The 20,266-nt window shown below is 53.2% G+C and carries 19 protein-coding genes and 1 pseudogene; 15 read left to right on the forward strand and 5 right to left on the reverse strand.

What is annotated here, in order from left to right:
* Positions 1–85 precede the first annotated feature (85 nt).
* From OA238_RS33670 to OA238_RS09835, 8 genes and pseudogenes are all read left to right on the forward strand, one after another.
* Positions 86–346: pseudogene (locus OA238_RS33670) on the forward strand (tyrosine-type recombinase/integrase); the annotation flags it as partial.
* Complete coding sequence (locus OA238_RS09800) at positions 339–1,250, forward strand: hypothetical protein (RefSeq protein WP_044036609.1); 912 nt, start codon at positions 339–341, stop codon at positions 1,248–1,250. The pseudogene OA238_RS33670 and the gene OA238_RS09800, both read left to right, overlap by 8 nt.
* Positions 1,251–1,933: 683 nt before the next feature.
* Positions 1,934–3,334 (forward strand): YfjI family protein, encoded by a 1,401-nt coding sequence (locus tag OA238_RS09805; RefSeq protein ID WP_245581483.1) that lies wholly within the window; start codon positions 1,934–1,936, stop codon positions 3,332–3,334.
* A gap of 2 nt (positions 3,335–3,336) precedes the next feature.
* Positions 3,337–3,600, forward strand: coding sequence for a hypothetical protein (locus tag OA238_RS31650; protein ID WP_144055872.1), 264 nt, complete (start codon positions 3,337–3,339; stop codon positions 3,598–3,600).
* A gap of 68 nt (positions 3,601–3,668) precedes the next feature.
* The gene (locus OA238_RS09810) at positions 3,669–4,232 is read left to right on the forward strand and encodes a hypothetical protein (RefSeq protein ID WP_144055873.1); all 564 of its coding nucleotides are present in this window, start codon (positions 3,669–3,671) and stop codon (positions 4,230–4,232) included.
* Between the two features lie 583 nt (positions 4,233–4,815).
* A protein-coding gene (locus tag OA238_RS09825; protein WP_085982729.1) for an IS3 family transposase occupies positions 4,816–6,308 on the forward strand; the annotation gives its coding sequence in 2 pieces (ribosomal slippage) (positions 4,816–5,266 and positions 5,266–6,308; 1,494 coding nt in all).
* 106 nt (positions 6,309–6,414) lie between these two features.
* Positions 6,415–8,274, forward strand: a complete 1,860-nt coding sequence (locus OA238_RS09830; RefSeq protein ID WP_044036615.1) for an ABC transporter ATP-binding protein — start codon at positions 6,415–6,417, stop codon at positions 8,272–8,274.
* A complete protein-coding gene (locus OA238_RS09835; protein WP_044036617.1) occupies positions 8,264–9,001 on the forward strand; it encodes a hypothetical protein in 738 nt (245 codons plus the stop codon). Before OA238_RS09830 ends, OA238_RS09835 begins: the two co-directional genes overlap by 11 nt.
* On the opposite strand, the gene OA238_RS09840 is transcribed toward OA238_RS09835, so the two are convergent.
* Positions 8,973–9,995: an IS30 family transposase gene (locus tag OA238_RS09840; RefSeq protein ID WP_015494757.1), complete on the reverse strand. Its 1,023-nt coding sequence runs from the start codon at positions 9,993–9,995 to the stop codon at positions 8,973–8,975. The genes OA238_RS09835 and OA238_RS09840 overlap by 29 nt on opposite strands.
* A 29-nt stretch (positions 9,996–10,024) precedes the next feature.
* Between OA238_RS09840 and OA238_RS09845 the strand changes: the two genes are divergently transcribed.
* From OA238_RS09845 to OA238_RS31655, 3 genes are all read left to right on the forward strand, one after another.
* Entirely contained in the window at positions 10,025–11,392 is a 1,368-nt protein-coding gene (locus OA238_RS09845) for a hypothetical protein (protein WP_015495046.1), read from the forward strand.
* Between the two features lie 366 nt (positions 11,393–11,758).
* Positions 11,759–12,745: an aldo/keto reductase gene (locus OA238_RS09850; protein ID WP_015495047.1), complete on the forward strand. Its 987-nt coding sequence runs from the start codon at positions 11,759–11,761 to the stop codon at positions 12,743–12,745.
* A gap of 239 nt (positions 12,746–12,984) precedes the next feature.
* Positions 12,985–13,131, forward strand: coding sequence for an IS3 family transposase (locus OA238_RS31655; RefSeq protein WP_420806484.1), 147 nt, complete (start codon positions 12,985–12,987; stop codon positions 13,129–13,131).
* 149 nt (positions 13,132–13,280) lie between these two features.
* On the opposite strand, the gene OA238_RS09855 is transcribed toward OA238_RS31655, so the two are convergent.
* Positions 13,281–14,747 (reverse strand): DNA cytosine methyltransferase, encoded by a 1,467-nt coding sequence (locus tag OA238_RS09855; RefSeq protein WP_015495048.1) that lies wholly within the window; start codon positions 14,745–14,747, stop codon positions 13,281–13,283.
* A gap of 416 nt (positions 14,748–15,163) precedes the next feature.
* Here OA238_RS09855 and OA238_RS09860 point away from each other — a divergent pair, with 416 nt between their 5' ends.
* From OA238_RS09860 to OA238_RS09870, 3 genes are all read left to right on the forward strand, one after another.
* Entirely contained in the window at positions 15,164–15,532 is a 369-nt protein-coding gene (locus tag OA238_RS09860) for a transposase (protein WP_015494727.1), read from the forward strand.
* The gene (tnpB, locus tag OA238_RS09865) at positions 15,529–15,876 is read left to right on the forward strand and encodes an IS66 family insertion sequence element accessory protein TnpB (protein ID WP_015494728.1); all 348 of its coding nucleotides are present in this window, start codon (positions 15,529–15,531) and stop codon (positions 15,874–15,876) included. Before OA238_RS09860 ends, tnpB (OA238_RS09865) begins: the two co-directional genes overlap by 4 nt.
* A 69-nt stretch (positions 15,877–15,945) precedes the next feature.
* Positions 15,946–16,242 carry a hypothetical protein gene (locus tag OA238_RS09870; RefSeq protein ID WP_044036619.1) on the forward strand — a complete coding sequence of 99 codons (297 nt, stop codon included), beginning with the start codon at positions 15,946–15,948 and terminating at the stop codon, positions 16,240–16,242.
* Positions 16,243–16,360: 118 nt separating this feature from the next.
* Here the strand turns inward: OA238_RS09870 and tnpC (OA238_RS09875) are convergent, their stop codons facing one another.
* The 3 genes from tnpC (OA238_RS09875) to OA238_RS09885 form a co-directional block, all read right to left on the reverse strand.
* Positions 16,361–17,956, reverse strand: coding sequence for an IS66 family transposase (gene tnpC / locus OA238_RS09875; RefSeq protein ID WP_245581484.1), 1,596 nt, complete (start codon positions 17,954–17,956; stop codon positions 16,361–16,363).
* Between the two features lie 69 nt (positions 17,957–18,025).
* Entirely contained in the window at positions 18,026–18,373 is a 348-nt protein-coding gene (gene tnpB, locus OA238_RS09880) for an IS66 family insertion sequence element accessory protein TnpB (RefSeq protein WP_015494728.1), read from the reverse strand.
* The gene (locus OA238_RS09885) at positions 18,370–18,738 is read right to left on the reverse strand and encodes a transposase (RefSeq protein ID WP_015494727.1); all 369 of its coding nucleotides are present in this window, start codon (positions 18,736–18,738) and stop codon (positions 18,370–18,372) included. The genes tnpB (OA238_RS09880) and OA238_RS09885 overlap by 4 nt, the downstream gene beginning before the upstream one ends.
* A 123-nt stretch (positions 18,739–18,861) precedes the next feature.
* Here OA238_RS09885 and tnpC (OA238_RS09890) point away from each other — a divergent pair, with 123 nt between their 5' ends.
* Positions 18,862–20,244 (forward strand): IS66 family transposase, encoded by a 1,383-nt coding sequence (tnpC, locus tag OA238_RS09890; protein ID WP_245581485.1) that lies wholly within the window; start codon positions 18,862–18,864, stop codon positions 20,242–20,244.
* The last annotated feature ends 22 nt before the right edge of the window (positions 20,245–20,266 follow it).

The following is a 20,266-nucleotide window of genomic DNA, read 5'->3' on the forward strand; positions in this document are numbered from 1 at the left end:
GCACGCAAAGTAATTATCCTAGGGAGTTGGCGTTATTGCACTGTCGTGAGAGTTGCATGATCTTCGTTCTTAAGTTCAAGTGTGGGTAGGGTCCCCTAAATCAGAGACAGGTCACATCTCGAGGCCGGTAAAGCTCAAATATAATCCCCATATGCATCGCCGGATATTCGCGACGGTTGCGATGGAAGCAGGAGTGCTGGAGGAAATCGTGGGGCGGTTGCTCAATCACACGCCATTGTCGATCACTGGGCAGAGATATGTGCGGCCGTCGTTGGATGCATTGCGTCCGTCGATGGAGATTGTATGCCAGAAATTATCGAAACGGTTAGGGGGCGAACATGGCTGAATGGTCATTTGATCAGAGTATCTCCGAAGACACCTCGCCGCCTTTCGAGGACTTGGTAGAGTTGTGGTCTGCATTTGAGATCATTGACGAAGTTGGCCCACGTTATGACTCTGGAAAACGCCTCCAGCAACTCGATGACGACCTGTTCGACGGGTTGCGCCTCCGGACAGTCACTGACGAACATCCGCTGAACTGGATCAAGGGGTCTGTCCAAGCAAAGAATGAGATTTTGAAGAAAATTCCGGTCGGCAGTCATAGCGCGCTGGAAGTGGTCACTGGCTTAAACGCGCTCAAGGCCGCCCGCGTAGATTTGCCATTGCACCGTGAATCGCCTGTTCTCTTGTCGGAAGAGTATCGGATCGAGCAAGGGCTGGTGTTCGTGCGATCAAAGCCCAGACTTAAGTATATCACCGGAAAGCCGACTTCCCACTATTACGCTCAGATATCCCAGGATTGGGCGCAATTTTTTGTTGAGCTTGATGTGATCGGCTCAGTAGTCACAAAACTGGTATTGCGCTGCCTGCAGGAAGGTCGTGCGATTTGTGTACTCCAAGAGATCTCAGGATGTGCGCTACAGGTACCTAGCAGTTGGAACACAAAGTCTGGATTAGGCGGCCATGCGAAGTCTCAATTTCTGCTGACCTGCGACCTGCCAGAAGCTTGGAACTTCAAAAGTATGGATAATCTGGAGCGTTCGGATCGCAAGGTGAAAGCTCGTGCGCTCCGGAGGCTTCACGCGCAGTATCGGCTTCCAGAACGGCCGCGGGACTTGCTGACCAAGGATGCTGTGCTGAATATGCTAGAGACCAAGTTTAAAATGAAAACCCCTAAAGTTCGAGAAGAAGTTTGGAAAGAAGCACCGATATCAAATTGGAGAATTTCGGGCCGAAGAAAAAATTCATAACCTAAGTAATTGATTTTAATTGTGAAAGAATCATCTCGGGCTTGTCGCGAAAACGGGCCATCTATTAAACGTCTGCGTTTCATCCGAATCTCACCTCAACATTCAGCGAGGTAGGGCGATGACGTCACAAGAAAAAACTGACCGGTTATTAAGCCGCGACGATGTAGAACAGCGGTTTGGTATATCACGGCGGTTTCTGGAACTCGCAGTTGCACGACGCAACGGTCCGAAGTTCGTCCGGGTCGGAAGCCTGGTGAGGTACACAGTCAAGGACATCCGGGACTGGATTGTGCAAAACACACAGGAGACAGGGCAATGAAAAATGCCTTTGTCCGGCGGGCTGAATTCGGGACCCAAAGAGATCTCTCAATAGTGGCGAGCATTAAGTCGCTCGCAAACGACGTGCCCCTGCAGTCGCTTCATATTGCAACTTTAAACCATAGCCATGCCGCGTTTCGGGGGACGATCTACAGGCCACCCTAATACATTCACAATCTGTGTCTGACTTTCCAAGACTGTCCACCTGAACACGGGCAAATGAAAAAATCACTGGAGCTAAATAATGCAAACTTTCAAGTTATGCACAGGGGGAAGCTATGTCTTCACCTAACCAATCTGAGCCCATCCCACTGTACGGTGAGTTAAGAGGAGCCGCGCCAATTCCGTGGCGGGCGCTTGGTCCCTTGGCTGATCCCATCATGGCTATCGTAACGTTGACGCAAGCGCCGGATGCCATAGCGATGCAAAGTGTAATGGCAGTTGTAAGCACCACCACGCAGGGACTTGCGGACGTGGAAGCCCTTCAGGGGCCTGTGCCCTTAAGTCTATTTCTAATTACCGTTGCGCAATCTGGAGAGCGCAAGTCAGCCTGTGATGGGCTGGCGACGGCCGCAATCAAAGTGGTCGATCAAGAGCGGGAACGTCAGTATCGCCATATAAAACGCGTGTTTGAGGCCGAACTGGTGGCGTTCCAAAAAGGACAGCGACGCAAACCGAAGCAAGACTTTGATGTTATTGATGGAGATTTCAAAGACCCAAACGTTGAGTTGGCTCCTGAACCACCGCTCGTGACCACTATCCTGATCAGCGATGTGACAATTGAAGGGCTACATCGCCGATTAGAGACCGGTACGCCGTCTGTTGCTGTTGTGACCGACGAAGGTGGCCAGTTTTTCGGTGGACATGGCATGAAGCCAGAAAATGCGCTCAAAACGATCGCGGGTTTCTCCAAGTTGTGGGATGGGGCCCCCATCAGCAAAAGCAGAGCATCGTCCGAAACGGTTGTCCTGTATGATAAGCGCGTGTCGCTGCATGCGATGATCCAGCCCCTCGTGGCTCAGAGGGTCATCGGCGATCCGATAATGAAGGATCAGGGGTTCCTTTCTCGGGTCCTTATCGCATATCCCGATAGTAAAATCGGGTCACGTAAAATAACGAATGATCCAGTTTATATTGCAGCAAAACGCAAAGCGCAGGCCGTGCTGCTGACTTACAATGATCGCATCAAAGAGCTCCTAAATATCGAACTGCAAGTCCTCCCTGATACTCGAGCAGATCTCAATCTTCGCCAGCTAGACCTGTCCGATCAGGCGCGCTCAAAGCTTGAAGCGTTTTATAATCGAGTGGAGCAAGCCTCAAACGAGGGTGAGGCTTTTGAATACATGACTGGGTTTGCGTCAAAGGCTCCTGAAATGGCTGCTAGGATTGCTGGGGTGCAGACGCTTTATGCCGACGAGCATGCGGCGGAGATCACCGAAGAAATGATGTCGAATGGGATAACTATGATGGAATGGTATCTTTCGGAAACGCTGCGCGTCTCTGATTCAGGGCGGCCAAATGCAGAGCTTAACGCAGCTGAAGAATTGAGACTTTGGTTGGTCAAAAAATGGACAGGAGAGTTCATCAATAAGCGCACAATGATGAAGAGGGGCCCCGGTCACCTGCGTGACGGGAACACATTGAACACCTGCGTTAACAAGCTCGTGGAGCATGGCTGGTTGGTTCGAGGGACTGGGGAGCAGGTGATCGCTGGGTCCAATTGCACAACATTCTGGCGTGTCGTTCGTCCGGGGGTGGGGGCATGAATGTGGCTGGTATCGCGCGCGCGAGGGCGTGCTTTGAAAACGCAATAGAAGTGCCTTCAGTTATCGTTTCTGAAAGCCGCCATAAAGCTCTGCACGAATACTCTCGGGGGTCTTTGCCGCAAATGCCGCAAATGCCGCAGCCACATGCGCCCGCACGCAGAGCTATGGCTGATGAGGAAGATGCATTTGAAGAGCGGGCGGCGTCTTTGCTTCTACAGAAAATTTTGGTTGTTGCTGTCCTATTCGCCCATTGGGAAAGGGATTAATGGACTGCCTGAATTAGTGTTTTCACTACGGACCGCAACTGAACTTTCAGCACAATTAGGAGAATAGGGTGACAGAAGCAAAGAGGGTGCATGAAGAGAAACGGCGAGAGTTTTTATATTATGCTGAGAGCTGGAGTTTTCCACCATCCGACTGGGAAGAAAAGCTGACTGAAGAATTGAAGAATACGACCTATATCCAAGTTTCGATTGCTCCAGAGACGACTCTGCAGAATATGAACGTGCAGCCCAACAGATGCCACGACAATGTTCGTAGGTTTCTGGAGAATAAGTCAGATATGAACTTTAAGGCAGTTACTGGATGGTTGATCGAAGGCAATAATTATGTTTTCCACAGTGTTCTTGACTTAGGAGAACAACTCGTTTGTATCACGCCTTCGGCAAATGGCTCCACATCCATTAAATTTATCCCAGATGAATCTATTAAATGGAACGGTCAAGTCGGAATACGGAGTGGACAACCAATTGGGGTCGGAGTTCGCCTTAACCCAAAATTTGAAATTGCATTAAATGAGATGATCATAAACCGTTTGCTGTCAGACATTGATCCATATGTAGCAATCGAGATTTCATCTGCTGAGAAAGAGAAGCTAATGCAGGAATACTACCAATAAGAAGGTTCATGTTGGCTGTCAGGTGGGCACTGTCAGACTGCGTGACGGCAACACATTGAACACTTGCGTCAAAAAGCTCGTGGAGCACGGCTGGTTGGTTCGAGGGACTGGGGAGCAGGTGAGCGCTGGGTCCAATTGCACAACATTCTGGCGTGTCGTTCGTCCGGGGGGGGGCATGAATGTGGCTGGTATCGCGCGCGCGAGGGCGTGCTTTGAAAACGCAATAGAAGTGCCCACATTCATCGTTGCTGAAGGCCGCCATAAAGCTTTGCACGGATCCTCTGGGGGGGCTTTGCCGCACATGCCGCAAGTGCCGCAGCCACATACGCCCGCACGCAGAGCGATGGCAGATGAGGAAGATGCGTTTTAAGAGCCGGCGGCTAACACTGAATACGAGGGAGGCTTCGCGCCATACAGTGTGTGATGACGCTATCGGCGGTGGCCCTAACCGGACATTGACCGAGGTTTATAGTGCTGCGACGCAGCATTCTGCATTTACTGACAACTACAAAGCCCTCCGTGCCAATAAGCGTGAGACAATTGACTGGCTAAAGTTTACACTTGAGGGCGTAGGAGAAGAACCATGGTTATGCCTTCACAATCACCACTTTCGCCAGATGCTGGATCTGGAGCCGTTTTGGCCCCGACGTCGCCTCCCCGCGTTGTTAATGCGCCGTTGGCTCCCACAGCGGAACTGACGAGCATCCCGAAGCGACGCAACTTCACAGCCAAATACAAACTGCGCATTCTGGATGAGACGGACCAAGTGGCAGACACTGGCGGGGTTTCCGCCATTCTACGGCGGGAGGGGCTTTATTCCTCTGCACTGACCGATTGGCGCCGTGCGCGGGCGGCCGGCACATTGGGTGCATTGCAGCCAATGCGCCGTGGCCCACAAAAGGCACCTGCCAATCCATTGCAAGCTGAGCTGGCCAAGGCCAACCGTGAGGTGACAGCCTTGCGGCGCCGTCTGGATCAGGCGGAAGCCATCATTGCCATCCAAAAAAAAGTGGCGGGACTTCTGGACGAGATGGAGCAGACGCAAGAGCGCAGCGGCAAATCATGATGGCCGTCGCGATTGCATTGCCCACCGGCAGCGGCTTGACCTCGGCTGTCTGCGCCGCGCTATCATTATCGCGCGCGAGCGTTCTTCGACAGCGTGCGGCGCTGACGGCACCACCACGCACACGCCCACCGCGCGCAGCGTCTTCGCGGGCTCTGCCGGAAAGGGAAAGAGACCAGGTATTGCACCACCTGCGCGAACCCCGCTTTGCGGATCAGACGCCCACAGAGGTCTTTGCCACCTTGCTGGATGAAGGCACCTATCTGTGTTCAATCCGCACGATGTATCGGATATTGGCCGCGCAGGGCGAAGTTGGCGAACGCCGCCGACAGCGCACACATCCCGTCTATCAAAAGCCTGAACTTCTAGCTGAAGCCCCCAATCAGGTCTGGTCTTGGGACATCACCAAGCTGAGGGGCCCGGTGAAATGGTCCTACTTCTATCTCTATGTCATCCTCGACATCTTCAGCCGCCGCGTTGTTGGCTGGCGCGTCGAGCACGCGGAGAGCGCCAGCCAGTTCAAAGAGCTGTTCATCGACGCGATGGAAAAACACGAGGTTCCACGCGATCAGCTGACATTGCATGCAGATCGCGGTGGGCCCATGAAGGCAAAGACGACAGCCCTGATGCTGGTTGATCTTGGTGTGCTCAAGTCCCACAGTCGGCCCCACACCTCAAACGACAACCCGTTCTCCGAAGCCCACTTCAAAACACTGAAATATCAGCCAGAGTTCCCCAAGAACTTTGAAACCATCGAGCAGGCTCGCGCATTCTGCCGCAGGCTCTTTGCATGGTATAACCAAGACCATCATCACGCCGGGATTGGTCTGATGACGCCCGACCAAATCCATTTTGGGCAGGCCCAAGAAATCTACACCGCGCGACAAGCAACACTAGACGCGGCATTCCTCGCCACGCCCGAACGCTTCGTACACAAACCACCAAAACCGCCTCAAATCCCGACCGCCGTCTGGATCAACCCACCAAAACCAACCGAAGAAACCCAAGCCTAAAGTCCAAAAGCCACTGTCTCAAAGTCGTTGACACGTTCCGAAGCGCCCTTCCTCGACCACTCAAGCTACGTTGTGGATTAAAGGCTTCAGCCCTATGTGGTATCCTATGAACATATCAGACCGCATCTTCCGCCCATTTGAGAACCTTGTACGACCCTTCGACCTTCCCCTGCGCGTCCTGCCCGCAACTGGGGTCTGGCGTTTGGTCTGGCATTTTGCACAGCTCTTTCGTGGCATTTTGATTGCGGTTGCCGGGTTGTCAGTAATCTCAGCGGGGATCGGACTGGCGATGGTCTGGGCACTGGCCTTTGTGGTCGACGGTGTCACGGCGCAGGGTGCAGCTTCATTTGTTGCGGACGAAATATGGACACTGGCCGCTTTGGTCTTCCTGTTTGCTGTTGTTGACCCAGTCGTGACCTTTGTGCGCGGGGCCTTCATGGCGCAAACGGTGCAGGTTCTGTTGCCAGCCGCGATGCAGTGGCAGGCCCACAAAGCTGTCGAACGCCAAGACGTCTCTTTCTTTGAAGACGTGTTTGCGGGTCAGGTTGCCAGCCGCATCGGGCAGGTTTCCGGTGCGGTGCAGCGGTCCATGATGATCGCCATGCAGATGGTGCCGCGCGTCGTTATTTCTTTTGGCGGGGCTGCCGTGTTGCTGGCGGCCTTATCGCCAATGATGGCCTTGCCGGTTGTGGTCTGGATCGCGCTCAACATCATTTTAGCATGGTTTGCGGTTCCGGTTTATGCGGCGCGGTCACGCAAAGTGGCGGCGGCCACCAGCCGGGCCACAGGGGCCATGACAGATGTGTATTCCAACATTGCGATGGTGAAACTTTTTGCCGCAGAAGACAGCGAGGCAGGTGCGATCCAAAAGGTCATAGGTGAGACCATCGACACCCAGCACCGTGAGAACCGCGCCTATGTTTCCACGGATGCCTTGGTGCATCTGCTGAATGTGTCGCTGGTTGTGTCTATCTTCGCAGTGGGTCTGTGGGGTTTGGTCTCTGGGTTTGTCAGTTTGGGTGATTTTGTTGCGGCGGCCACTATCGCCCGTACTCTGTCGGCGTCATCAGGAATGTTTATTGGGTTGGGCCAGTCGATCAGTCGCGCCTATGGAACGATCGCTGACGCAATGCCAATTATGACTACGCAACCAACCCTGATGGATGCCACGAATGCACCCGACTTGAACTTGACCTCTGGGCAGATCCTGTTCGATCACGTGACCTTTGGATATGGAAAAGCAGACGCCGTGGTACGTGAACTGACGCTTGCCATAGCCCCCGGCGAGAGAGTTGCCTTGGTCGGTTTGTCCGGTGCAGGCAAATCGACCCTCGTCTCCCTCTTGATGCGGTTGCGCGATGTTGAGTCCGGTCGTGTGACCGTTGACGGCCAGAACGTCCGCGATGTCACGCAGACCTCCTTGCGAGGGCAGATCGGTGTGGTGACACAGGATGTCGGACTGCTGCATCGGTCCATCCGTGACAATATCCGCTATGGTCGCCCAGACGCCACGGACGCCGAAGTCGAGGCCGCCGCGCAAGCCGCACAAGCCATGGGCTTCATTCGCGATCTGCGTGATGACAAGGGCCGCGTGGGCCTTGACGCATTCGTCGGTGACCGCGGCGTTAAACTCTCGGGTGGTCAACGCCAAAGGGTCACCATAGCCCGTGCACTCCTCAAGGACGCTCCGATCCTTGTGTTGGACGAAGCCACGAGCGCGCTTGATAGTGAAGCTGAAGCCGCGATCCAAGAGAATCTGGACCGCTTGATGGCTGGAAAAACAACTCTGGCCATCGCGCACCGCCTGTCCACCATCGCAGCTATGGATCGTATAGTGGTCATGGATGCGGGCCACATCGTCGAGCAAGGCACACACGATACCCTGTTGGCACAAGATGGCCTCTACGCCCGCCTCTGGGCACGACAATCCGGCGGCTTTCTTGCGCTGAAAATGGGTGCAGCCTGAAGTCGTACTAACGGCCCTTACCGGCCATTCACCCACTGATCGCCTTGCTGCGGTGCGGCCCGTCGAACCGGCCATTCGCTGCGAGTGCAAATTTTGGAGCTGGTCGAACTCACAGTCTGCGGACTTTGTTGCCCTTCGCTGCAACCGCGAAAAAACTAATCTTTGGACGAAAGCATCGACAGCAAGGGCGGGAAGCGGCCGCACCACACATCAGCAGTTTTCGCATGACCTGGCCCAACCTTTAAAAAAGCTGACGGGCGTTTTTTTCAATCTTGCGTTGTGCCTCGAGCCAAAACCGGCAAAGTCTGCAACGAATTGTGCTGCCGATAGAATAGGGTTGAAGAAATTGAATGAAGTCGAGCTCTTTGAGAAATCATGCGACAAAGCAATTGGCAAACTTAGCCTTTGGGAAAAACCACTACGCAGCATCTTGACTGGCTACATGATGATGGCGGACAGCCTGACCTTTGGTGGTCGGTTCGGAAGTAAAATAGAACGTGATCAATACAAAGCTGAAAGAATCCTGGCCCGGTTATCGTATCTTGCTCCTTACCTGAGCAACTGCTCGTGGAAACTCCTGAAAAATGGCCAAGAAGCTATGGAAACTTTTGAGACAAGCGATGGCCCAGAGATTCAGGAGGCCCTAATGTATGCCCACTTTTGCGAAATCATGCCACAGTTTAGGCAGCAGCTTGGATTCAAACATCAAGTGCAACGGTTGATTTGAAGGCCGCGATTTCGTCGGCCATGGCTTCAGCGGGTGTTCTCCAACCGAGAGTTTTTCTCGGACGGTTGTTCATCAGGTTTGCAACGTCGTTCAGCCATGTTTGGCTTGCACCGTTCAGGTCAGTTCCTTTGGGCATGTACTGACGCAGCAGTCCGTTGGTGTTCTCGTTGCTGCCACGCTGCCAAGGCGCATGCGGATCGCAGAACCAGATATCGATCTTCAACCGTCTGGCGAGTTCGGGGTGGCAGGCCATTTCGGAGCCGCGGTCGTAGGTCATGCTCTTGCGCAAAGCAGCGGGTAGTCGTCTCATCTGGCGGGTGAAGCTGTCGAGCGCGGCCTCGGCCCCATTGCCGTCCATTTTGCAAAGAATGACAAAGCGTGTCTTGCGCTCGACCAAGGTCCCCACTGACGAGCGATTGAATGCGCCCTTGATGAGGTCGCCCTCCCAATGGCCTGGTACCAGTCGCGCTTCGATCTCTTCAGGGCGATTGATAATGCGCAATGATTCCGGGACCATAGCACTGCCCGCCGCTGTCCTGCGCTTGAGCCCACGCTTAGGCTTCGCTTGACGCAACGCCTCGATCATCGCCGCCTTCAGCCCACCACGTGGCTGCGCGTAAATCGCGGCATAGATGGTCTCATGGCTCACATGGGCGGATGGATCATCAGGCTTCATGAGACGCAGTCTCTGCGCAATCTGCTCAGGCGACCAGTGCAGATGTACGAGCTTGCCATGAACAAAACGATAAAGATCGCTCCCCTCCACAAGCTTGCGCTCGCGGCGGCAGCGCGCACGCCGGGCATCATAGGCCTGCCGCGCCGCTTGCGGGCAATAGCTGCCGTCTTCCTGCCGACCTCGCGCCAGCTCACGGCAGATCGTGCTCGCCGGGCGATGCAAAAGCTGGCCGATCAACCGCTGACTGCTGCCCCTATTATGCTCGGCTAATATCACGCCACGGTCCTCGCTGCTGAGGTGCTTGCTTCGTATGTCCATCACAACATCCTATGCCCAAAGGGCTCTGAGTGTTGCATTTGAAACTTGAGCCTAAGCAGTACTACGATGTGAAATTACAGGATGAGAATTTCCATTTTTCGCACAAATCCGACGCCTTCGCTATGAGTGAGGTCAAGGACGTCATCTTGACGGAGCTTTGCCTCGGGTTTGATACTAAAAAGCCTGAAAAAATCCCCATGACGGTATTTTCCAACATATCCCGCCTATACCCCCACAAAGATTTATCCGCGTATATCAAGGGAGCAGCCGCAAATTACGAACTGCATCGGTCCTCGTTCTCGGAACCAACTTATATTCCTGATAGTGCATTTTCGGAGTCTTTTGGATTTAGCAGAGACGCGTTCGAGAAGGTCAGGGCAGCCCTATGGTCATTGTCTGACCTACTTTTTGCCTTGTCGACTTTTTATGAAATGTCTGCTGATCATAGAGGTAATCGAGCTCAGTGGCAGTGGAGAATCGTCGATTGCATTGCACCGACTTTCAAGCGCAGCTGGTTAGTCTCATTTTTATGTAGATTGACGGGACTGACCCAAGTTCAAATTAGTGGAGTGCTAGATTTCTTGGTGGCAAGTGAGAAAAACGGTATGTTTAATTGTTCGGGAAATGGCTACCTACAACCACTTGTGCAATTGGAAGAATTCATTTTCACTTCACCGTTGCTGCTCCGAATGATGCCCAGCATGAGAAATATGCTTTATTCTCTAAATAAATCTGATCCTGACCACTTCAGCAAGACTGTTGCGCACCATCTGGAGGTTGAGCTTTTAAAAGAGGTGTCCGATCTTTGTGATAAAATTCCAGGCCTAATGTTCAAGTGCAACGTTCCTTGGTCGCATGAAGGTCGGGATGGCGAATTAGACGCCATTCTTTACGACACCGACAGACGCTTCATAATAGCGCTTCAGGCTAAAGCTGCGATCCCTCCGGAGGGAGCTAGAATGACTAGACACGTAGAGACTAGAACCCTTGAAGCGGTAAAGCAGGTGGCGTCTTTTGAGCAGCTATCAAGGGAAAGTAAGGAAAGGACATTGTCGGTCGCTATCGGAAAGGTTTCCGATGATTTTTTGGTTTCGCACGGTATTGTTACGCGCTCCGGACTTGGCACCAACAAAGCTTGGAAAGCTGCGGAAGGTATCTCTGTATTTAATGTCGGCCTCCTGACACACGCACTTTCAGGATCTGAGAAAATCTTGTTGGACTTTCTGAGCAACCCAGAAGAATATTTATCCGAGGTCATTGACCAGTTGGTGCAACAGCACTTCATCAACTGGGAGACGGGTGTCGTCCCATTACATCATCGTGAGCTTCATATCCCACTCATGAAGCTTGAAAATGATGAGTTGCAAAAAACGAGGGTTCGCATTTCGGAGATATAGGACCTCCCATCCATTCTGTGATCGAGATTTATGGGCCATTCGCGTAACTTTGCAAAATATACTATCTGCGCGTAGCTGCCGTTCGTGCGGGGCGCAGCGAAAGTCCGCAATCCGCCCTTGGTGGCAGAATTAAACGTGCAAGTTTGAAGTGTTTGGGTCCTTCCGAGGCTCTTTCTACACAGGGGAAATGCGCACCCCGTTACGTGTGACAGACGGAAATTTCGTAAGGTTATGATTTGGGTTCTTGTTGTTATTGCGCAACTTGTCCTGTGCCATTCCGTACTCGCGTTCGGTGTGGCGCTGCACTCCTTGGAATACTAAGCTGTGTCCAACGAACACCAAGAGCACGAAGATCGGATTGAGATAATGGAAAAGCGACAGGTCGGGCGTACTGGGCTGATGATCGACACTCTGGGGTTGGGCGGGGCACCGCTCGGGGGGAACTTCGTCGATCTTGAATACGGTCAAGCGGTGGAGTTGATCCAGGCTGCAATGGATGCTGGAATTGGCTACTTCGACACTGCCCCTTGGTATGGATTTGGACGGTCAGAACGCGTGATGGGTGACACCCTACGCGGCAACGGGCACGTACTTTCAGACAAGGTTGGAAGGCTCCTGAAACCTGGGGCTGTTAGCAACCCAATGGATTTTGGCATGATCGACCCGCTGCCGTTCAATGTTGTTTACGACTACAGCTACGATGGGATTATGCGTGCCTTTGAGGACAATCTCCAACGACTTGGGCTTGAGCGCATCGATATCCTTTTGGTCCACGACATCGGGGCGTTCCAGCATGGTGAAGAAAACGAGCGTCACTTCAGAGATCTCGCCCATAGTGGCTATCGAGCGATGGATGAGCTGCGCAAGACCGGTCAGGTCAAGGCCATCGGCTTAGGAGTCAACGAAAACCAGGTCTGCATAGATGCGCTTGGGATTGGTGAGTGGGACGTTTTCCTTCTTGCTGGTCGGTACACACTCCTAGAACAGACCGCTTTAGACACGCTTTTCCCCGCGTGCCGTAAAGCAGGAACAACGATCATCTGTGGCGGCCCGTTCAACTCCGGGATTTTAGCAGGACGGGACATGTGGAACTACGCCAGGGCACCGGACGAAGTCATCAGTAGGGCTAGAGCCCTGAGCGCAGTTGCCGATGAGTTTTCGGTCCCGCTGGCTGCAGCTGCGCTGCAGTTTCCGCTTGGGAATGACATCGTCACCTCGGTCATTCCGGGTCCGCGGGACAAGACCGAGCTTCAACAGATCGTCGATTGGTTTTCAACGCCAATCCCTGGTGAATTCTGGGCAACACTCAAGTCAAAGGGCTTGATTGACGGTGCTACGCCTGTTCCAGATTAGATCTATCTTGTAAAGTGAACTCCAAACGTTGGGTCGGTTACTATGCTGTTACAAGTAGCCAGCTACCATTGGGGTCCTTATACGTGAAGCTTGGAAGATGACCGTGCGAACCATGGGAATCGATGAAAAATCATGGCGTTGGCCGGTTCACCTTCAAGCCTTGTATTCGAGATGGTTGAGGGTCTCCTGCCTGAACCAAACACCAATTGGTCAGAAATGATGTCGGCCGACATTCTAGCTTGTTTTGTATAGGATACGGGTCCCGCCAGATGGGGCGCTACATGAAGCGCAACAACCACAAATGCGGTCGCCATCGCGTGCGCCGTCTAATGCGGCTCATGCGTCTGGTCCCGATCTATCAGGAGCCCATGATCGCCGCCGATTGATTGGCATACTCATGCTCGTGTTCAAAAATCATCCGAACCGCGCGGGCGCGGACCTCGGTCGAAAACCGGTTTGCTCTGTTACTTTCTTCCATAGGCTCCATCCATACTTACTTTGGAGCATCCGGCAAACTGGGGGCGGTTCACCCATCTTAGTGATCTTGAGTAAAAACTTCAGCTACAATTTGCGCAATTTGGTAGGCAAGCAATGGCGGAACCGCGTTTCCAACCTGCTTGTACTGTTCAGTTCTAGGGCCCTCGAAAAAATAGTTGTCGGGGAATGTTTGCAGGCGAGCAGCTTCGCGAACGGTTAATGACCGGCATTGCAGAGGATCTGGGTGAATAAAGCTGTGTCCATCTTTTGAGATGTGGCTCACGATAGTTGTTGAAGGCTCATCGGATACTTGCACCCGAAACCTGTCATTGAATTTGTTTTTCTTCCAGCTTTTATGTTTGGGGTCCAGTCGCTCTGGAAAGTTCCTATCTCTTGGTGAAACGCCATTTTTTTGAGCAAAATCTGATGCAAAATAGTACCGAGCTAAGTCTCTTTCGATGTGACCGCGGGTCTCGTGATTTAGCACCGTTGCTAAGTTTTCGTCATGCAACCACTGAAATAGTTCTTGGTTAGCATCCTTGCGTAATTTTGGCCGGCTGTTTGACGTCTGTGTAAGGTTCACTGTCTGTTTTGGTATCTTATCGCCTGATACTTGATGCTCAGCTGCAATTATATTGGATACAACAGATCTCCAGTTTGCATCTGTGTTTTCTAGCTTGGAGAGGCCACTTCGCAATTTAGGCAGGTCACCAATAGCGGCATCCACTGATACTGCGCGGCTCGATTTGCTCAAGACACTTGGTGTGACATCACAGGTTTCAAGTACACCCATAATTATTACACGATGTCTTCGCTGCGGGATCCCATATTCTTCAGCACGAATTATAAAATCAGATGGCTCAAGCTTGGGTGATGAACCCTTATCAGAAGGTTGACCAATCGAGTATAATTTGTACTTTTGGCCTTTGGAATTTGGCTTTTTTAGGTCTTTCATTATCAAGTCGAAGTACTTTGATGAAAGCAGGCCACGTACATTTTCCATAATGAATATTTTGGGGCAGTGCTTATGAATTATTCGCAAGTACTGCTTATAAAGATGTGCTCGAGAATCCCTCCCGATGTCGTGTCCATCGGCGCTCTTGTACTGCCAGCGTCCGATTGTGGAGTAAGCTTGGCAGGGCGGTCCCCCTAGCAGGACCCAATCATCTCGACCCGCTAGAGACACTTCGAGCTTTTTGTCCAACAGAGCATCGTCTTCGGATTTTCCAAGCTCAACATGAAGCACCTTTTGGGATGCGTTGTTCCATTGGGCCAGAGTATCGTCAGTGTAAGGCGTTTCCCTTTTTCCAGCTATGTAATCATAATAGCTTTGAGGTGCTTTCTGATGTGGAAACTGTCGATAAAAGGCCCTTAATGTTAGCGTTTTATGAGCGTGCTTGTCCATTTCGGCCGCAATGGCGGTTTCGAAAAAGGGGCGGACAGTGTCTCGCCCGAGCGCTGAAAAGCCTTCTCCCAACCCACCGGGGCCCGCGAAAATATCAACGATTGGGATGGGTAGTGCCACTGCAGATCATTCCTTAAAGAGTGTGTGAGAATTCTGATACCAGGTTCTAGCTACAGAGCACAAGAGCTCGGATCATCCAAGGTCATCTTGGTGGCCTTGCGGTAAGTCGCCTTAATTGGTCTCGGTAACATGCTCCAAGGTTAGTCTGCCAATCCGCTTTGGTGAACGTTCGGTGTCCTTTCGTGTCGTATGTTTGAGGTGGAACCTTTGCTCGGCTTGTGGCGTTCTAGTGCGAAGAATTTCCCATATTTTCATCGTCCTTCTTAATGATTGGCACTCAGGGCCATTGAATTTTTCAATTTTCAATTGGGGCTTTAAGTGTAAACATACAGGGAACCCCCTCTTTTTTTGGCATGATCTAAGGTGCGATTATTGCGCGAAGCTGGCGATATGGCTGGCGCGATATGAGGATTTTGATGATGAACAAGACTAGGCGTGGCCGAGGTTCCAAATACACGGATGATTTCAAGCGACAGCTTGTAGCGGAAAGCCACACTGCTGGCGTGAGTGTTCCAATGGTTGCCAAGAAGCACGGTGTGGGCACCAACCGGATTTATGCATGGCGCAGCGATGGGCGGTTTCAGCCTGACAAATCAGATATAGGCCAGTTCACCCCCGTAGAGATTGCCGATGCGGGTATGGTGGACACGCCTGCGTCATCCGGCACCAGCATCTTACCTGTCCCCCATATTGAGATCACACTTGAGAACGGTCGCAAGCTGAGCGTGAGCGACGGGGTTGATGCTGGCTTTGTGCTGGAACTGGCGCGAGGACTTGCAGCATGATCCCTGTTTTGGGGGATGCGAAGATCTGGCTTGCCGCAGGAGTTACGGATATGCGGCGCGGCTTCAACGGGCTGGCGGCGCAGACCGCGCAGGTTCTTGCAGCTGACCCTTACGCGGGGCATCTATTTTTGTTCCGTGGCCGTCGTGGCGATCAGATCAAGATGATCTGGTGGGATGGTCAGGGCGCGTGCCTGTTTACCAAACGGCTTGAACGTGGACGGTTCGTATGGCCCTCAGTCAAGGAAGGTAAAGTCAGCCTAAGCCGCGCACAGCTTGCGATGCTGATGGAAGGCATAGACTGGCGTATTCTCAAGAAGACATGGCGTCCAAGTATGGTTGGATAGCTGTATGTTTTATAGGACTTCTTGCCTTTGTGGGATTCCCATGATGCCCGAGATTTGGTATGTAATGGCATGAGTAAGACCCCTCCAAATCTGACTAATCTGCCCCCTGAAGTACAGGCATACGTTGCCGCGCAAACAGCGGAATTGTCAGAGCTGAAGCAAGCGTTTCTCGGGTCATCCCTTGGCCATGCGACGGTACAAAAACGCCTCAAGGATGAGATGGCATCAGTGGACGCCGCCCTGAGTGCCGAGCGCACCGCTCATGCGCGGGCCATCCAGAACCGAGACACCATCATCGCCGATCTGCGCCTGCAACTCCACGGTCACAACAAGCACCGCTTTGGCTCAAAGTCGGAAAGCAGGTAAGCATCAACGCTGCCCTTGATCAAGCTGCGTCTTTTGCCTCGGCCTCGGCGTTTTTAGCATCGATCATGTCCTGATAGGCCCACGGCATGAGATCGTTGATACGGTTTGCTTGATGGTCCTAGATGCGTTCCAGCACCCATGCGAGCCAGGCTTCGGGATTCACTTTGTTCATCTTGGCGGTCTCTATCAACGTATAAGCAATTGCTGCAGATTTGCCGCCTGCTTCTGATCCCATGAAGAGATAGTTTTTGCGTCCCACGGCCACAGGGCGCACTGCGCGCTCGGCTGTGTTGTTGTCCAGCTCAAGAAAGCCGTGATCAAGATAGGGCCGTGCCTTTGGCAGGCGCGCCAGTGCATATTTGATCGCCTTGGCCAGCGGCGTCTTGCTAGAGATCTTGCCCAGTTGCTCTTTAAGCCAGACTTCCAGGTCATCAAAGATCGGCTTGGCGTATTCCTGACGCAGGGCCACGCGTTCCGCAGGGGGCAGGAACCGCGCTTGTGTCTCAACATCATAGAGCTTTTTAATCCGCAGCACGGCTTCGCCCGCCACGGGCAGCTTTGTGCTTTCATAAAGGTCAAAGAACTCACGCCGCACATGGGCCATGCATGCCATCTCTTTGACCCGCCCCGTGCGGTAGGCGTCATTATACCCAGCATAGGCATCCGCATGGGCGTAGCCTTCATAGCTTTCGAGATGCTTGCTGGGATGCTCCGCCTCACGGCTGGTGGAGAACTGGTACCACACCGCAGGTGGAGCTCCGCTGGCCCAAGTGTCTTCTTTTCGGGCATAGACCCACAGTCGCGCGGTTTTGGTCTTATTCTTTCCTTTGCCATTGCCCTTCTGGAGCAGCTTGACCGTTGTGTCATCCATGAAGATCGCCTGCGCCTCAAAGACGTGATCGCAGATTGCATCTGAGACGCGCTCCAGCAGTTTGGTGCATTTGCCGACCCATCCCGCCATGAGCGATCCACTCAGATCAATGCCCTCGTTGGCAAACATCTGGCTCTGGCGATACAGCGGCAGATGATAGCCGTATTTACAGCACAGGATGTGGGCCATCAGCGCGGGGCCGACAAAGCTCTTCGGAATGGGTCGGCTTGGCATCTCAGCCTGAACAACGGCCTCACAACAGGTGCAGGCCAGACGCGGGCGGCCAATTTGGTTCACGATGTAATGTCCCGGGACATATTCCAACTCCTCCATCACATCCGTTCCAAGCACTTTGAAGCTGCCGCCACAGTCGGTGCAAGCATCACTGGGGGTGATGGTCTTTTGGACACGCTTCAGCCCCTTTGGGAAAGGTTTGCGCTTGCGCGGTGTGCGGGGCGGCTTGGCCTCAGCGTCAGAGGGTTCATCATCTGTCTCAACGGCTTGTTCGATCTCAAGTTCTTCAAGGATCAACTCAAGCGCCAGCTGTGCACTGCTTTCCGACTTTGAGCCAAAGCGGTGCTTGTTGTGACCGTGGAGTTGCAGGCGCAGATCGGCGATGATGGTGTCTCGGTTCTGGATGGCCCGCGCATGAGCGGTGCGCTCGGCACTCAGGGCGGCGTCCACTGATGCCATCTCATCCTTGAGGCGTTTTTGTACCGTCGCATGGCCAAGGGATGACCCGAGAAACGCTTGCTTCAGCTCTGACAATTCCGCTGTTTGCGCGGCAACGTATGCCTGTACTTCAGGGGGCAGATTAGTCAGATTTGGAGGGGTCTTACTCATGCCATTACATACCAAATCTCGGGCATCATGGGAATCCCACAAAGGCAAGAAGTCCTATAAAACATACAGCTATCCAACCATACTTGGACGCCATGTCTTCTTGAGAATACGCCAGTCTATGCCTTCCATCAGCATCGCAAGCTGTGCGCGGCTTAGGCTGACTTTACCTTCCTTGACTGAGGGCCATACGAACCGTCCACGTTCAAGCCGTTTGGTAAACAGGCACGCGCCCTGACCATCCCACCAGATCATCTTGATCTGATCGCCACGACGGCCACGGAACAAAAATAGATGCCCCGCGTAAGGGTCAGCTGCAAGAACCTGCGCGGTCTGCGCCGCCAGCCCGTTGAAGCCGCGCCGCATATCCGTAACTCCTGCGGCAAGCCAGATCTTCGCATCCCCCAAAACAGGGATCATGCTGCAAGTCCTCGCGCCAGTTCCAGCACAAAGCCAGCATCAACCCCGTCGCTCACGCTCAGCTTGCGACCGTTCTCAAGTGTGATCTCAATATGGGGGACAGGTAAGATGCTGGTGCCGGATGACGCAGGCGTGTCCACCATACCCGCATCGGCAATCTCTACGGGGGTGAACTGGCCTATATCTGATTTGTCAGGCTGAAACCGCCCATCGCTGCGCCATGCATAAATCCGGTTGGTGCCCACACCGTGCTTCTTGGCAACCATTGGAACACTCACGCCAGCAGTGTGGCTTTCCGCTACAAGCTGTCGCTTGAAATCATCCGTGTATTTGGAACCTCGGCCACGCCTAGTCTTGTTCATCATCAAAATCCTCATATCGCGCCAGCCATATCGCCAGCTTCGCGCAATAATCGCACCTTAGATCATGCCAAAAAAAGAGGGGGTTCCCTGTATGTTTACGAAAGCAGTGCACAGCTGGCGCTTGAGTTGATCCTTGAAGAACTTGAGATCGAACAAGCCGTTGAGACAGATGATGAACCCTCTGACGCTGAGGCCAAGCCGCCCCGCACACCGCGCAAGCGCAAACCTTTCCCAAAGGGGCTGAAGCGTGTCCAAAAGACCATCACCCCCAGTGATGCTTGCACCGACTGTGGCGGCAGCTTCAAAGTGCTTGGAACGGATGTGATGGAGGAGTTGGAATATGTCCCGGGACATTACATCGTGAACCAAATTGGCCGCCCGCGTCTGGCCTGCACCTGTTGTGAGGCCGTTGTTCAGGCTGAGATGCCAAGCCGACCCATTCCGAAGAGCTTTGTCGGCCCCGCGCTGATGGCCCACATCCTGTGCTGTAAATACGGCTATCATCTGCCGCTGTATCGCCAGAGCCAGATGTTTGCCAACGAGGGCATTGATCTGAGTGGATCGCTCATGGCGGGATGGGTCGGCAAATGCACCAAACTGCTGGAGCGCGTCTCAGATGCAATCTGCGATCACGTCTTTGAGGCGCAGGCGATCTTCATGGATGACACAACGGTCAAGCTGCTCCAGAAGGGCAATGGCAAAGGAAAGAATAAGACCAAAACCGCGCGACTGTGGGTCTATGCCCGAAAAGAAGACACTTGGGCCAGCGGAGCTCCACCTGCGGTGTGGTACCAGTTCTCCACCAGCCGTGAGGCGGAGCATCCCAGCAAGCATCTCGAAAGCTATGAAGGCTACGCCCATGCGGATGCCTATGCTGGGTATAATGACGCCTACCGCACGGGGCGGGTCAAAGAGATGGCATGCATGGCCCATGTGCGGCGTGAGTTCTTTGACCTTTATGAAAGCACAAAGCTGCCCGTGGCGGGCGAAGCCGTGCTGCGGATTAAAAAGCTCTATGATGTTGAGACACAAGCGCGGTTCCTGCCCCCTGCGGAACGCGTGGCCCTGCGTCAGGAATACGCCAAGCCGATCTTTGATGACCTGGAAGTCTGGCTTAAAGAGCAACTGGGCAAGATCTCTAGCAAGACGCCGCTGGCCAAGGCGATCAAATATGCACTGGCGCGCCTGCCAAAGGCACGGCCCTATCTTGATCACGGCTTTCTTGAGCTGGACAACAACACAGCCGAGCGCGCAGTGCGCCCTGTGGCCGTGGGACGCAAAAACTATCTCTTCATGGGATCAGAAGCAGGCGGCAAATCTGCAGCAATTGCTTATACGTTGATAGAGACCGCCAAGATGAACAAAGTGAATCCCGAAGCCTGGCTCGCATGGGTGCTGGAACGCATCCAGGACCATCAAGCAAACCGTATCAACGATCTCATGCCGTGGGCCTATCAGGACATGATCGATGCTAAAAACGCCGAGGCCGAGGCAAAAGACGCAGCTTGATCAAGGGCAGCGTTGATGCTTA

Origin of the sequence: Octadecabacter arcticus 238 (assembly GCF_000155735.2) — a bacterium.
Lineage (GTDB): Bacteria > Pseudomonadota > Alphaproteobacteria > Rhodobacterales > Rhodobacteraceae > Octadecabacter > Octadecabacter arcticus.

Coding starts and splice junctions, on each gene's coding strand:
- OA238_RS09800 (WP_044036609.1), top strand. CDS start 339: ATGGCTGAATGGTCATTTGATCAGAGTATCTCCGAAGACACCTCGCCG.
- OA238_RS09830 (WP_044036615.1), top strand. CDS start 6,415: ATGAACATATCAGACCGCATCTTCCGCCCATTTGAGAACCTTGTACGA.
- OA238_RS09840 (WP_015494757.1), bottom strand. CDS start 9,995: ATGGACATACGAAGCAAGCACCTCAGCAGCGAGGACCGTGGCGTGATA.
- OA238_RS09850 (WP_015495047.1), top strand. CDS start 11,759: ATGGAAAAGCGACAGGTCGGGCGTACTGGGCTGATGATCGACACTCTG.
- OA238_RS09860 (WP_015494727.1), top strand. CDS start 15,164: ATGATGAACAAGACTAGGCGTGGCCGAGGTTCCAAATACACGGATGAT.
- tnpB (WP_015494728.1), top strand. CDS start 15,529: ATGATCCCTGTTTTGGGGGATGCGAAGATCTGGCTTGCCGCAGGAGTT.
- OA238_RS09870 (WP_044036619.1), top strand. CDS start 15,946: ATGAGTAAGACCCCTCCAAATCTGACTAATCTGCCCCCTGAAGTACAG.
- tnpC (WP_245581484.1), bottom strand. CDS start 17,956: ATGAGTAAGACCCCTCCAAATCTGACTAATCTGCCCCCTGAAGTACAG.
- tnpB (WP_015494728.1), bottom strand. CDS start 18,373: ATGATCCCTGTTTTGGGGGATGCGAAGATCTGGCTTGCCGCAGGAGTT.
- OA238_RS09885 (WP_015494727.1), bottom strand. CDS start 18,738: ATGATGAACAAGACTAGGCGTGGCCGAGGTTCCAAATACACGGATGAT.